General features: G+C 37.5%; 13 protein-coding genes. 12 read left to right on the forward strand and 1 reads right to left on the reverse strand.

Going from position 1 to position 13,931, the window contains the following annotated elements:
- Window positions 1–2: 2 nt before the first annotated feature.
- The 10 genes from FHT21_RS24495 to FHT21_RS24540 all read left to right on the forward strand — a co-directional run bounded on the left by FHT21_RS24495 (window position 3) and on the right by FHT21_RS24540 (window position 11,845).
- Window positions 3–2,858 (forward strand): PD-(D/E)XK nuclease family protein, encoded by a 2,856-nt coding sequence (locus FHT21_RS24495; RefSeq protein ID WP_167297309.1) that lies wholly within the window; start codon window positions 3–5, stop codon window positions 2,856–2,858.
- A gap of 221 nt (window positions 2,859–3,079) precedes the next feature.
- Window positions 3,080–3,637: a GNAT family N-acetyltransferase gene (locus tag FHT21_RS24500; RefSeq protein ID WP_167297310.1), complete on the forward strand. Its 558-nt coding sequence runs from the start codon at window positions 3,080–3,082 to the stop codon at window positions 3,635–3,637.
- 23 nt (window positions 3,638–3,660) lie between these two features.
- Window positions 3,661–4,017 (forward strand): VOC family protein, encoded by a 357-nt coding sequence (locus FHT21_RS24505; RefSeq protein ID WP_167297311.1) that lies wholly within the window; start codon window positions 3,661–3,663, stop codon window positions 4,015–4,017.
- 196 nt (window positions 4,018–4,213) lie between these two features.
- Window positions 4,214–5,200 (forward strand): pyruvate dehydrogenase complex E1 component subunit beta, encoded by a 987-nt coding sequence (locus FHT21_RS24510; RefSeq protein ID WP_167297312.1) that lies wholly within the window; start codon window positions 4,214–4,216, stop codon window positions 5,198–5,200.
- Between the two features lie 487 nt (window positions 5,201–5,687).
- Window positions 5,688–6,107 carry a hypothetical protein gene (locus FHT21_RS24515; RefSeq protein WP_167297313.1) on the forward strand — a complete coding sequence of 140 codons (420 nt, stop codon included), beginning with the start codon at window positions 5,688–5,690 and terminating at the stop codon, window positions 6,105–6,107.
- Between the two features lie 78 nt (window positions 6,108–6,185).
- On the forward strand, window positions 6,186–6,560 hold the full coding sequence (locus FHT21_RS24520; protein ID WP_167297314.1) for a DUF1801 domain-containing protein: 375 nt from the start codon (window positions 6,186–6,188) through the stop codon (window positions 6,558–6,560).
- A gap of 91 nt (window positions 6,561–6,651) precedes the next feature.
- Window positions 6,652–7,992, forward strand: coding sequence for a DUF4419 domain-containing protein (locus FHT21_RS24525; protein ID WP_167297315.1), 1,341 nt, complete (start codon window positions 6,652–6,654; stop codon window positions 7,990–7,992).
- Window positions 7,993–8,104: 112 nt separating this feature from the next.
- Window positions 8,105–10,393, forward strand: coding sequence for a Tex family protein (locus FHT21_RS24530; RefSeq protein ID WP_167297316.1), 2,289 nt, complete (start codon window positions 8,105–8,107; stop codon window positions 10,391–10,393).
- A 228-nt stretch (window positions 10,394–10,621) separates the two neighbouring features.
- Window positions 10,622–11,233, forward strand: coding sequence for a nicotinamide riboside transporter PnuC (pnuC, locus tag FHT21_RS24535; protein ID WP_243854088.1), 612 nt, complete (start codon window positions 10,622–10,624; stop codon window positions 11,231–11,233).
- A gap of 78 nt (window positions 11,234–11,311) precedes the next feature.
- Window positions 11,312–11,845: an ORF6N domain-containing protein gene (locus FHT21_RS24540; protein WP_167297318.1), complete on the forward strand. Its 534-nt coding sequence runs from the start codon at window positions 11,312–11,314 to the stop codon at window positions 11,843–11,845.
- A gap of 41 nt (window positions 11,846–11,886) precedes the next feature.
- On the opposite strand, the gene FHT21_RS24545 is transcribed toward FHT21_RS24540, so the two are convergent.
- Window positions 11,887–12,681 (reverse strand): DUF4595 domain-containing protein, encoded by a 795-nt coding sequence (locus FHT21_RS24545; RefSeq protein ID WP_167297319.1) that lies wholly within the window; start codon window positions 12,679–12,681, stop codon window positions 11,887–11,889.
- Window positions 12,682–13,084: 403 nt separating this feature from the next.
- Here FHT21_RS24545 and rplM point away from each other — a divergent pair, with 403 nt between their 5' ends.
- Window positions 13,085–13,528 (forward strand): 50S ribosomal protein L13, encoded by a 444-nt coding sequence (gene rplM / locus FHT21_RS24550; RefSeq protein ID WP_010602007.1) that lies wholly within the window; start codon window positions 13,085–13,087, stop codon window positions 13,526–13,528.
- Between the two features lie 3 nt (window positions 13,529–13,531).
- A complete protein-coding gene (gene rpsI / locus FHT21_RS24555; RefSeq protein WP_167297320.1) occupies window positions 13,532–13,918 on the forward strand; it encodes a 30S ribosomal protein S9 in 387 nt (128 codons plus the stop codon).
- Window positions 13,919–13,931: the final 13 nt, after the last annotated feature.

Genomic DNA, 13,931 nt, shown 5'->3' on the forward strand with positions numbered 1-13,931 from the left:
AGATGAAACCATTTTTACAGGAAGTTGCCGAAGATCTAGTTGCCCGATTTGGAAATCAGCTGCAAAACTGTGCCATCGTTTTTAACAACAAACGTCCATCTGCATATTTGCAGAAACACTTTGCTGATATTATTGGGAAACCTTTTTTTAGTCCCGCATTTTTTACCATACAAGAATTCTTTGCCAGTTCTACCAGTTATAAAATAGCCGATTTTTACCTGCAGTTTTTCACCCTTCATAAAATTTATAACCAACTGCTTGCAGAAGAGAAGCTGGAAAATATATCAAGCCACAAGTTTTTTCCTTTAGCAAAGATCATCTTAAGCGATTTTAACCAGATTGATGCTGATCTGGTAGATGCAGAAAAATTATACCGCGACCTGGAAGATATTTCGATGATCAATAAAGATTTCGATTATTTAAGTCCAGAGCAATACGAGTTTCTTGCACAGTTCTGGACTTCCTATTCTGAAGGAAAACATAAAAAACAGCAGGAACTCTTCATCAAGATGTGGCGCCGGATGCCCAAGCTTTACCATAAATATCACACTACGCTTAAAGAGCAGGGTTATTTAACAAATGGTTCGGTTTACCGTTATCTGGCGGATGATATTACCAACCATCAGGAGTTTATCTCCAATTTTGATAAAGGGAAGATTATTTTCGTTGGTTTTAATGCGTTGAGCAGTGCCGAGGCTAAAATATTTACACAGTTACAGGAAGCCGGCAAAGCATTGTTTTATTTTGATGCCGACACGTATTATTTAGATGATGTTTCGCAGGAGGCAGGTTTGTTTTTGCGTAAAAACATCAACCAGCTTGGATTGAAAAATGAATTTGCAGGGCAAGAAAGCTTAATGAAATCAGCACAGCACCATGTAAATGTTTTTAAGGTTCAGGGACAATCGGCACAGGCCAAAATCCTAAACAATATTTTAGCAGAAGATTATACCGCAGCCGAAACCGTTGGAAAAACAGTGGTGGTTTTAGCAGATGAGAGCCTGTTGATCCCAACTTTACAGACGATTCCAGCTACATTTAACGGAAAAGAAATCGACCTCAACGTAACCATGGGCTTTGCGCTATCAACCTCGAGTATTTTTGGGCTGGTTGATTTATGGTTAAGTAGTCAGCTGGAAATTTTACAGCGGGATAAAGTAAGTTATAAAAATGTAGAAGCTTTTTTAACCCACCCCTTAACAGGCCTTACCCAAAAAATGCGGGATAAAATCTTAACCGCATTATTGGAAGAAAACAAAGTAGAGATCGATCATAAACGATTATTGCGCCAAAGTGGGCTGTTTGAAACTTTTTATAAAAAAATCGATGATCCGCAACATGTGGTCACCAATCTTTTGGATGTACTCGATTATGTGCTCATGCGTTTATCGAACGCTAAAACACTAAAAAAGATAGACGCTGAACTCTTTGTAAAAACCATACAGGAATTAAACCGGTTACACGATACCTTTAGCAACCATATCGGTAAAGAAGAAATTCCTTTTGTAATTTACCTCGTTCAAAAATCGTTGCAGGCCATTGCAGTACCACTTTCCGGCGATCCGCTCAACGGTATACAGATAATGGGCTTACTCGAAACCCGGAACCTAAATTTCGATAAAGTAGTGATTTTGGGTTTTAACGAGGGTATTATTCCAAAATCATCCATTGGCAATAGCTTCATTCCTGATTCTATCCGCCGTGTTTATGGACTTCCGGTTCTTGAAAATCTCGATGCTATTTCCTCTTACATGGTATACCGTCTATTACAACGGGCAAAGAATATCAATTTTGTCTATAATAGCTTAACAGATGAATCTACCTCTGGCGAGGCTAGCAGGATTTTAAAGCAGCTTGAGTACGAAAGCGGCTTTGAATTCACCTACAACGAGCTTAACCTGGAGGTAAAAACCGAGCCATTTAAAGAAGTAAAGATCGAGAAAACCAATAATGCCTTTATCCAGGAAACACTTCAAAAATACCTCGATAAAAAAAAGGTGCTTTCGCCCTCGGCACTTACTCAATACATTTCCAATCCGATAGATTTCTTTTTCAATTACATTGCAGGCATTAAAGAGCCTAAAGAGATCAGTGCAGTGGTAGAAGCCAACGAAATCGGTTCGATTTTGCACAAAGTGATGGAGTATTTTTACGAGGATTTAAGGTCGGCTGAAATTACTGCAGCGCGGATTAAAGAGAAACGGAAACAGATTCCCACGCTGATACAAAAGGGTTTTAATGCCGTGATGTTTAAAAATCCCGATACAGTGATGGAATATAAGGGGATGCAAAAGGTAATTTTATCAATTGTTGATGCCTATGTAAACATCATTTTAAATCAGGATGAAGCACAAACGCCATTCAATATCATTAGTCTCGAACAAAAAGTAGAAGCCGAAATCAGTTTCTCGCTTAAAGGAAGAGAGGCCAGCGTTAAGATATTTGGTTTTATAGATCGTGTTGATGTAAAAGACGGGGTAACTAAAATTATTGATTATAAAACCGGTAGTGACAAGTTAACTTTTAAAGATATTCCAGAGCTATTTAATTCTGATGGCAAGTACATTAACAAAGCGCTGGTCCAAACCTTATTATACACTTATGCCTATGAACAATTTTCGGGAAAGAGCTTTGTAGAACCGAATCTATATGTAGTAAAAACCATGAGCATAGATGGTGTTTGGTTTAAATCGGGCAGGCAAAATCTATCTGGCGCCTATTTAGAAGAAATTAAACCGGAATTCCTTACCGAATTAAGAAAAAAACTGACCGAGCTTTTCGAGGCCCCCTATTTTGTAACCAGCGCTGTTGAGGATAACTACAAATATTCTATTTACAAAACTTTGTTTGGGAAATAGTTTCAACCGCAAAGAAATAAAGTAAATCGCAAAGAGCGCCAAGTGCTTAGTAAAATAAACACAGAGCACACAAAGTAAGCCACAGAGTACTCGGAGCCGGATTGAAAAATATCAGCTTCGTGTCCTGCGTGAAAATCTCCGTGTGCTCTGTGGTAAAACAAAACTTTGTGTTCTTTGCGAAAAACTTTGCGTGCTTTGCGGTTAATCTCTTAAATTTAAAAATGCTAACCTTAAATTTCACAAAATTTCCTGTACTGGAAACCGAACGCTTAATCCTTCGAGAACACGATCTTGCTGATGCCGAAACACTTTTTGCCATGCGTACCAATGAAACGGTAATGAAATATATTGACAGAGAAAGGCCCAAAGATATTTTTGAGATCAAAGATTTTATCTCACGTTTTAGAAATGGTTACGAAAATGGCGATAATCTGGCTTGGGTAATTGCCTTAAAAGAAAATCCTAAACAAATGATCGGATCCGTAGGATATTGGCGGACAGATTTTGCTAACCACAGGGCCGAAATTGGTTACATGCTCCATCCCGATTATTGGAGAAAAGGAATTATTTCCGAGGCGCTGAAAAAATCAATTGCTTTTGGCTTCGAAGAAGTTAACCTACACACCATCAGTGCCAATATTAACGTAGAAAATGATGCATCAAGGCAAATGCTGATCAAACATGGCTTTGTAAAAGAAGCACATTTTAAACAAGATTATTATTTTAGGGGTCAGTTTCTTGACAGTGAGATTTATGGATTATTGAACCCAAACCATTAAATTGATATAATAGCTTAGGTAAAATGCTTAAAACCGCTACACCAATTCTCGCTTCCCTAAATGCCGAAGAAACCATAAAATTTTATACGGAAAAATTGGGTTTTACTTTCCATGACAACTGGGATGGTTACGTTATTTTTAGTAAGGACGATATCAGCATCCACCTGTGGCCAACCGATGATGAAAGCATCCCTAAAAACACGGGCTGTTATATTTACGTTACTGCTGTTGATGAGCTTTATGCTGCCTATACCAAGCAGGGCGTAGTTCATCCAAATGGGAAATTAAAAAATATGCCTTGGGGCATGAGGCAGTTTTCCATTCTGGACAACAGCGGCAATATCATCCATTTTGGAGAAGATATTTCGGAAAAAGCGTAAGCTTTAATACAAAAAGCTTAATAAAAACACAATTACCCAATAATATTTCCCCTTTAAACGGATAAGCAAAAAATATAGTCGAAAAAGTGCGAAATAATGAATCAAAACATCCATAATTATTACAAAACATAGGCATTTTAGCCTTTGGTTTCAAAGCGATTAATAATTATATTTGCCACCGTTATTAAAATTTACAATGAGAGAAATCCAATTTAGAGAAGCACTACGCGAAGCCATGAGCGAAGAAATGCGTAAAGATGACCGCGTTTTTTTATTAGGTGAAGAAGTAGCAGAATATAACGGTGCGTACAAAGTAAGTCAGGGTATGCTTGATGAATTTGGTGCAAAACGCATTATCGATACCCCGATTGCCGAATTAGGTTTCGCAGGTATTGCAACTGGTGCCGCAACAGCAGGCCTTATTCCAATTGTGGAATTTATGACCTTTAACTTCTCATTAGTAGCTATCGATCAGATTATCAATGGTGCTGCTAAAATTTTATCAATGAGCGGTGGTCAGTTCTCATGTCCTATGGTTTTCCGTGGCCCAACAGGTAACGCAGGTCAATTAGGCGCACAACACTCTCAAAATTTCGAAAACTGGTTTGCAAATACGCCTGGATTAAAGGTGGTAGTTCCGGCTACACCTTATGATGCAAAAGGTTTATTAAAACAATCAATCCTTGATCCTGATCCAGTTATTTTCATGGAATCGGAGGTAATGTATGGCGATAAAGGCGACGTTCCTGCAGAAGAATATTATATTGAACTAGGAAAAGCAAACGTAACCAAGCAAGGTACTGATGTAACCATTGTTACTTTCGGTAAAATGTTAACCCGTGTTGTAAATCCAGCCGTAGAAGAATTAACTAAAGAAGGAATCAATGTTGAAGTGATCGATTTACGTACCGTACGCCCTATTGATTACGATACTATTATTGCTTCTGTTAAAAAAACAAACCGTTTGGTTGTTGTAGAAGAGGCATGGCCTTTGGCATCTCTTTCTGGCGAAATTGCTTTCATGGTACAAAAACATGCATTCGATTATTTAGATGCACCAGTTTTACGTATCACTTGTGCCGACGTTCCACTTCCATATTCACCAACTTTAATCGCCGCAAGCTTACCAAATGCTGAGCGTGTGATTAAAGCAGTAAAAGAAGTAATGTACGTTAAAAAGTAATTACAAATTGTTAGTCTGAGCCTGGGCAAAGACCAAAAGATATAAATCCTCCAAAGCAATTTGGGGGATTTTTTTATTCCCATTTCTATGCCTTCTGTGCTTCCGTGGCAAATATTTGAAAACTTATGTTCAGTAATTCTTCGTTTTCATCAGCCCCGCCATTCATTGCAATCTTTTTGGACCATTACCTACTCTAATTATCGTCATTGCTGGGGAGGAAGGACGAAGCAATCTATTTTCGTAAAAGCATCAAAAAGTATTTCCATTTCTGTCTGGTTTAGTTAACCATGGTCTGTACAAGAAACACAATTCAGTTCCTTACCTAAGCGCAAAACTGCGCCCATAATTTGATTTAATTAATCTCAAAGTTGGTGGCCGACATAATTTTCTATAATTTAATATCAGAATGTGGGAAAAGTTAAAGGACATTATTACGATTATCATTTTGGTCTCGATCGGATTGGTTCTATTATTAATCTGTTCACCAATGATTATTATCTCAATGATCAGCGATCATATTGAAAAGAAAAAAAATGATAAATTATATCTCGAGTATCTTTTAGAAATTGACGGACATAAACTCTTTTGTTATAATAACAGAAGAGATTGCCAAGAATTTATCGAGAAATACATTATCCCAACCTTACCAAGCGAGGTAAAATTGATTTTCCTTGATGGAAGATCTCCAAAATCAGACTATTCGCAAAGGTTTGCTTCAACTGTATTATATAAAATTGAAAATCAGGTAGGCTTCCCTTATCTTTTGAAAGTTCAAAACGGTATTGTTCTGGAAAAATCAGTCAATAACGAACTTTACAATAGTTTAAATCAAGGACATGATATTCAAGTCTTATTTAATGTGATGAATAAATTTTATCAAGAAGAACATGACACTCAAATTCCTTAGCTGCGATTTTTCCAGTCATCAGGATCAGCGAATAGCTTTTAAGAAATTTTGTAAATTCAGCTTACAAAACCACCGACCATGGAACAGCCCAAACCAGAAAACATCGATCAATACATTGCAAATTTCCCAATAGAAACGCAAAAGCTATTACAGCAAATCCGTGAAACTATACACAAAGCCGTACCAAAAGCCAACGAAGTAATCAGTTATGGTATGCCGGCCTTTAAACAAAACTCGGTGCTGGTTTATTTTGCTGGCTATGCTAAACACATTGGCTTTTATCCAACCGGTTCAGGAATTGAAGCATTTAAAGAAGAATTTACCCAGTATAAATGGAGCAAAGGAGCTGTACAGTTTCCCTTAAATAAACCTTTGCCTTTAGATCTGATTACCAGAATCACCAAATTTAAAGCAGAAAGGGACTCAGAGAAAGTTAAAAAGAAGAAATCATAATATCCCTAGTTTCCTATCTGGGTATAAATTATGGAAAATAGTTCTAAAAAGCATCTGTTTAGTAAAAACTTACTAAAGCGACGCTAACCAGATGAAAAAATTACTTTTACTCCTAGTCATCTTTATCTCTACCAAATCATTTTGCCAGAAAGCAACAGTTGTAGAAATTGAAACACTTTCGAAACCTGAAAAACTTATCCCCGTTGTTCCTACCCAGGAAATACTTAAAGTATTGAAAGCAGATGTTGAAAAAAACGTCGATAATTTACCAGATAGTTTAGTCTATTATGGTGAACATCCATTTTTAACAGGCATTTTAAATTCCTACATCAATCATAGGCCGTTTACCATCTCTCCGGACATCTTCTGGTTACTCATCAGTCAGGGTTTTGCCCGGCATATCACTCAAAATGCTGAAGAACTCAGGTCGCAGATGGTCGACTTTGAGGGCAGGAAAACCTTAACCGTAGTTTCAGATAAAATTGCGATCGGTAATCCCAAATCAGATTGGACATCCATTTTCCCGCAGTTTAACGAACAGATTAACGATTATACCGGTAAAAAATTGGTGGGCATTTTAACTTCCGATTTTAGCACCACCACACCTACCTCGAAGATTGTAAGCCAGGTTACGATAATGGAAACCGTGAAATCTTATTTCGAATTTAAGGTGATTATGATTGGTTGTGGCATCCCGAAAATCACTATCGAGGGAACTACTCAGGATTGGAAAAAATTACTGGAGAAAACAAAATATCTCTCTCAGTATAAATTAGAATGGTGGACAAAGGAGCTCATCCCAATTATAGAAGAAATTATAGCGGCGAAAAAAGGAAAAGCGAATAAAGATTTCTGGATGAATATGGTAAAATACCATACCGAGAAGAAATGTGGCACGGTAAATACAATCGACGGTTGGATCGTAAAGTTCTTCCCTTATACCAAGGAAGGAAATAAAACAGACTTAAAACCCATTACCAGTGTAAATAATCTGGCTTCAGAAATTGTAAAAGTTCCTTTTATCCTCGAAGACGCACAGGCTCACACAAAACATAACATGGAAATCTGGGCAGGATTTATCGGCTTATCCCAAAACAGCAGAGATTTTACTGTAAAACCTGAAATGAGCTGGGCTATTGTAAATAAAGACCGTGCACCATCCGAAGCTTCCGTTTTTGGCAATAAAACCAACACCGATGATCTTTCAATGAGCAACATTAACGAAATTCCAAAAGAGCTCTATGCTTTAAAAAGCATCGGCACACTGCGGATCAAATTCACTAAAAACATTAATGTCCCTGATGATCTGGGTAAAATTGAAATCAGGAGATTAGAACTTACTGGGCAGATTACAGCGGCTGAAAAGCAAAGACTTGTAAAACTGTTCCCCAACAGCTGGCTGATCATAAATGGGAAAATGATCGAACGCTGATTGCTTTTTTCAAAAACTTACTCACAAATTTCGGTGGAAAACTTCATTCTAAAAATCCTTAAATCCCGCAAATCCTGATTAGCTTTGCTTCTTTAATTTTTACCTTTAGGATATGTTAACCCACCATAAAATAATTGCAACCGAATTAAAAGTTGCAGAAAAACAAGTAATCGCAACCGTAAACCTATTAGATGAAGGTGCAACTGTACCCTTTATTTCACGCTATCGCAAAGAAGCAACAGGCAGCTTAGATGAGGTTGAGGTAGCAGCAATCCGCGATCGGGTTTTGCAGCTACGCGATTTAGACAAGCGCCGAGAAGCGATTTTGAAATCGATGACTGAGCTTGGCAAGTTAACACCCGAACTGGAAAAAAAGATTAATGAGGCCGAAACCATTTCGCTTTTAGAAGACATTTACCTGCCATTTAAACCTAAGCGTAAAACACGTGCATCAGTTGCAAAAGAAAAAGGATTAGAGCCCTTGGCTTTGCAGATATTTGAGCAGAATGCTTTTGATTTAGATGCATCAGCAGAGAAATTTATTGATGCAGAGAAAGGTGTTAATTCGCTTGATGAGGCTTTAGCTGGTGCAAGGGATATTATTGCTGAAATGATTTCTGAAAATGCCGAAGCCCGCACAAAAATGCGCACTTATTTTCAGGAAAAAGCTGTCTTTAAATCAGAAGTGATCAAAGGAAAAGAAGAAGAGGGCATTAAATACAAAGATTATTTCGAATGGACCGAGCCAGTTAAAACGGCTGCATCGCACCGTGTTTTAGCCATGCGCCGTGGTGAGAAAGAACTGATTTTAAGATTAGATGCACTTCCTCCTGCAGAAGATGCCATTGCCATTCTAGAGAACCAGTTTATTTTAGGCAATAACGCAGCTTCAAAACAGGTACAACAAGCCTTGGAAGATGGTTATAAACGTTTGCTGGAACCGGCAATGGAAACCGAACTCCGCGTGTTCACCAAACAAAAAGCAGATGAAGAAGCCATTCGGGTTTTTGCCGAAAATGCGCGTCAATTGTTATTGGCAGCGCCAATGGGGCAAAAAAATGTATTGGCCATCGACCCTGGTTTCCGTACTGGCTGTAAAGTGGTTTGTTTAGATAAACAGGGTCAGTTGTTAGAAAATACGGCGATTTATCCGCATACTGGACAAGGCAATGTAAAAAATGCAGAATTCACCATCCAACAGCTTTGTGAAAAGTATGATATTGAAGCTATTGCCATTGGTAATGGTACCGCAGGAAGGGAAACCGAAACTTTTGTTCGAGCTTTAAACTTGCCACACATCACCATAGTAATGGTTAACGAAAGTGGCGCTTCGATTTATTCGGCATCAGAAGTAGCCAGAGAGGAATTCCCTACACAGGATATTACCGTGCGTGGAGCCGTTTCAATCGGTCGCCGTTTAATGGATCCATTGGCCGAACTGGTAAAAATTGACCCAAAATCTATTGGTGTTGGTCAATATCAGCACGATGTTGATCAAAATAAATTACAAGCAAGTTTAGATGATACTGTAATCAGTGCTGTTAACGCTGTAGGTGTTGAATTAAATACTGCTTCAAAGCAGATATTAGCCTATGTTTCTGGCTTAGGGCCAACTTTAGCGCAGAATATTGTAGACTATAGAAATACACATGGCGCATTTAAAAACCGCGAAAGCTTAAAAAAAGTTCCTCGCTTAGGCGACAAAGCTTACGAACAGGCAGCGGGTTTCTTGCGTATCCGCAATGCAGAAAATATATTGGATACCAGTGGCGTACACCCGGAGCGCTATGCTGTTGTCGATCAAATGGCTAAAGATCTGGGCACCACTGTTTCAGCCTTGATGAAAGATACCCAGTTGCAAAAACAGATTAAACCACAACAATATGTTACGGATGAAATTGGTTTACCTACCCTTAACGACATTCTAAAAGAGCTAGCCAAACCAGGCCGCGATCCGCGTGAGCAGTTTGAAGCTTTTAGCTTTACAGAAGGGGTTAATGAAATTGCAGATTTAAGAACAGGCATGAAATTGCCAGGCATTGTAACCAATATTACCAACTTTGGTGCCTTTGTTGATATCGGTGTACACCAGGATGGATTGGTACACACCAGTCAGCTGGCAAACCGCTTTGTGGCCAATCCTAATGATGTGGTAAAAGTGCATCAAAAGGTAGAGGTTACAGTGATGGAGGTGGATGTAACCCGCAAAAGGATTTCGTTGTCAATGAAAACTGAAGCTAGTCCGAAGTCGGAAGTCCGCAATCGGGAATCCAGAGAGCAAAAACCTAAGCATGACTTTAAAAACAACAATAAGCAAAACTTTAAGCCACGTAATGAGCCAAAAAATGCTGATGGCGATTTACAAGAAAAGTTAGCCAAGCTTAAAGGCATGTTTAAATAATATCATTTAAACGGGACCGTCATTTCCTGTACTCCTGGAAATGACGGTCTATCTATTCTCTAATCTACAGTATTTTCTTCTGTAAGCTTCGATATCATCTTTTGTATGATATGAAAATCATTGGCTACAAATAAATTATATACATTAGCATTTTGTAGATTTTCCAAAAAGAAAAAGATGGATTTTTTCGATGCCCATAGTATATTTTTCACGGTTCTTGGCTATAAAATGAGCTATTTAGAATTCTTTGCTGTAATTACCGGGATTATTTCCGTTATACTTTCAGCAAAAGCTAGTGTTTGGAGCTGGCCCATGGGTATTGTTAATGTATTTTTATCTGCTTTTTTATATTATCAAAGCCAGCTTTACCCGGATATGTTTTTAATGGTTTTCTTTTTTGTAACCAACATTATGGGTTGGTGGCGATGGACAAATCCAAAACCCGGGGAAGAAGATAAAAATAAGGAGCTTAAAATCAGTTTTATGCCGCTAAGACAATTTCTAGTCCTACTGGCCATTGGCATTGTTGGCACGTTATTAATGGGCACTTTGGCCAGTCAACTCCACAACTGGCTACCACTATTGTTTAATTTACCCAGCGCCTACCCCTTTATTGATTCATTTATTTTTGTAATGAGTGTGATTACCACTTTTTTAATGATCCAGAAAAGAGTGGAATGTTGGATTATCTGGTTGATTATCGATGTTGTAGCCACTTACCTTTATTTTCTAAAAGGAATTAAATTTATGGGTGTCGAATATTTTATTTTCACCATTATTGCTGGCTTTGCGTTGTGGAACTGGATTAAAGAATATAGGAGCTACGCTAGAACTGTATAAGTGAATTTAAATATTGTAGCCCCAATGTAGGTGTAAATAAATCTATTTTTGTATCTTCAATTTAAATCCAAAAATGATATGACAGCGAAAACACTGCTTCCTATCATCCCTGATAATATTGTAGTTAATAAAATTTACGAGCTGAGAGGCCTCAAAGTGATGCTAGATAGTGATCTGGCAGAGCTGTATGGTGTAGAGACTAAGCGACTCAATGAGCAAGTGGGGAGAAACCCTGATCGATTTCCTAAAGACTTCATGTTTCAGCTTACTGATGACGAATGGTTAAACTTGAAGTCGCAATTTGCGACTTCAAGTTGGGGTGGTAGAAGAAAACTTCCTTATGTTTTTACTGAACATGGTATACTAATGCTTTCGAGTGTATTAAACAGCAAACAAGCTATTCAGGTAAATATCCAGATTGTTAAAATTTTCTCTCGTATCCGTCAATTTATTTTTGACAATGGCGAGCTCAAACTGGAAATCGAAGAGATTAAAAAGACGCTGAATAATCATGATAAAAACATCGAGTTGGTTTTTACCTATCTGGATAGACTCATCGATAAGAAAATTGGGCCAAGGAAAAGGATTGGCTATATGCCGGATGATTTGTAGCATCAAGATTTGATAATCACCATCTCAAATAATCGAATTAATTAGTTACAATTATATATAAAGCTATAATTAGTCAGAAATCCAGACCTTGTAATATCAACTGAATTTATATTCCCTTTAGCATCCTTTTTATAAACATAGGAAGTATAATTGCTTTCCACATATCCGGTTGAACCAACTCTTGTAACTTTAGCAGATTCCATTAGATTCTTATTAGTCTTTCCGTAAAAGCCCAACAGAAGTGGCTGATAACCGTAAGAACCTACAAAAGATAATGGATCTGTCTCTTCAATTAATAAAGCTGCCATTTCAGTTTTGAGATAAGTATATATTATTTCCGTATTTGTAGTATATCCCCCGATAGATTCACTAAAAGTTACCTTTACCAGATTCCCATCAGAATAATAAAAATTGAAATTAGTTGGTACAGGCCAATTTGAAAAACTCTGAACCATAGAAGAAATATAACCGTTTGCACTGTATGTAAATTCAAATTTCCCGCCCCAATCACCTATGGTTGCTTTTATAACTCTATTATTTCCATCTAAATCGTAAACGTAATTGCCATCGTATTTTGTTACTAAAATAATTTTATTCGGTTCCTTTTTTACTACGAAACTTCTAAATGCAGAATCTTGCGAACTAACCAAACTTGCTATATCCCCCTTACTATCATAAGTTATACTAGCATTATCTACATATTTGCCACTTGTCCTTTTTACCGTAACAATTTTACATTTTTCATCTGTATTATCAGAAAAACCTTCTTTGTTACAGGCGGAAAATAATACTGCTGCGAAAAGCAGCATACAGAAAGTATATTTTATTTTAAGCACGAGAGTTTAATTTGGAACGCAAAATATCACTTTTTTATTAGAAATTATAATTACTGTTTTATTAATCCTAACTGGCATCAATAGCCAAATAAATAAATGGAATTGCAGCGATATCCTTTTTGTTTTTTGCTTTGACAAATTAATAGCACTGAAGCAAGGAATTTGTCAAAGTTTAAAAAAGTAAAAAAGATTGAGCCCGGCCGAAACAACCTGAAGAGCCACAGGTTTTGCATTCCAAATAATCACAACTGAGATTGCCACATCGCGGCGCTCTTCGCAATGACGATAATTTTATATCAAAATTTTTCTCTTCAACTATTTGATAATAAAAGTTTTCTACCTATCTTTGCAGTCCCAAATTTAATGGGAATAATAAATTGTTTAATAAATTAAATACAAGCAAGTGAATACGTTAAGTTACAAAACTGTCTCGGCCAATGCGAAAACTGTTAACAAACAGTGGATTGTTGTTGATGCGCAAGGCGAGATTTTGGGGCGCTTGTCATCGAAGATCGCTATGATCATCCGTGGTAAAAACAAGCCTGAGTACACCCCACACGTAGACTGCGGTGATAATGTTATCGTTATCAATGCAGACAAGGTTAAATTGACAGGAAACAAATTCAGCGAAAAGCAATATGTTTCTTATACTGGTTATCCAGGTGGTCAACGTTTTATTTCTCCTAAGGAGTTAATGGCGAAACACCCTCAACGTGTAATCGAGAAAGCGGTACGTGGTATGTTACCGAAAACTAAATTGGGTAAAAAACTTTACACCAATCTTTTTGTGTATGCTGGTGAAACTCATCCTCATGCAGCTCAATCTCCAAAAACCATTAAACTTTAAGAAATGTCAGTTACTAACACTTCAGGAAGAAGAAAAACAGCTGTTGCACGTATCTACTTAAAAGATGGTGCTGGCGCAATTACCGTTAACGGTAAAGATCACAAAGTATATTTCCCAACTTTACCTTTGCAATATATCGTAAACCAAAGTTTAGAAGTTTCTGAACTTGTAGGTCGTTATGATATCACTGTAAATGTACAAGGTGGTGGAATAAAAGGACAAGCAGAAGCTGTTCGTTTAGCTATTGCTAAAGCGATTGTTGAACTAGATGCGGAGAAAAAACCTGCATTACGTGCTAAAGGCCTAATGACGCGTGATATGCGTATGGTTGAGCGTAAAAAACCAGGACGTGCTAAAGCTCGTAAGAAATTCCAATTCAGTAAACGTTAATCACAGGAGGCAA

This window comes from Pedobacter sp. SG908 (assembly GCF_011759615.1).
GTDB lineage: Bacteria > Bacteroidota > Bacteroidia > Sphingobacteriales > Sphingobacteriaceae > Pedobacter > Pedobacter riviphilus.

Coding starts and splice junctions, on each gene's coding strand:
- FHT21_RS24495 (WP_167297309.1), top strand. CDS start 3: ATGAAACCATTTTTACAGGAAGTTGCCGAAGATCTAGTTGCCCGATTT.
- FHT21_RS24500 (WP_167297310.1), top strand. CDS start 3,080: ATGCTAACCTTAAATTTCACAAAATTTCCTGTACTGGAAACCGAACGC.
- FHT21_RS24505 (WP_167297311.1), top strand. CDS start 3,661: ATGCTTAAAACCGCTACACCAATTCTCGCTTCCCTAAATGCCGAAGAA.
- FHT21_RS24510 (WP_167297312.1), top strand. CDS start 4,214: ATGAGAGAAATCCAATTTAGAGAAGCACTACGCGAAGCCATGAGCGAA.
- FHT21_RS24515 (WP_167297313.1), top strand. CDS start 5,688: ATGATTATTATCTCAATGATCAGCGATCATATTGAAAAGAAAAAAAAT.
- FHT21_RS24520 (WP_167297314.1), top strand. CDS start 6,186: ATGGAACAGCCCAAACCAGAAAACATCGATCAATACATTGCAAATTTC.
- FHT21_RS24525 (WP_167297315.1), top strand. CDS start 6,652: ATGAAAAAATTACTTTTACTCCTAGTCATCTTTATCTCTACCAAATCA.
- FHT21_RS24530 (WP_167297316.1), top strand. CDS start 8,105: ATGTTAACCCACCATAAAATAATTGCAACCGAATTAAAAGTTGCAGAA.
- pnuC (WP_243854088.1), top strand. CDS start 10,622: ATGAGCTATTTAGAATTCTTTGCTGTAATTACCGGGATTATTTCCGTT.
- FHT21_RS24540 (WP_167297318.1), top strand. CDS start 11,312: ATGACAGCGAAAACACTGCTTCCTATCATCCCTGATAATATTGTAGTT.
- rpsI (WP_167297320.1), top strand. CDS start 13,532: ATGTCAGTTACTAACACTTCAGGAAGAAGAAAAACAGCTGTTGCACGT.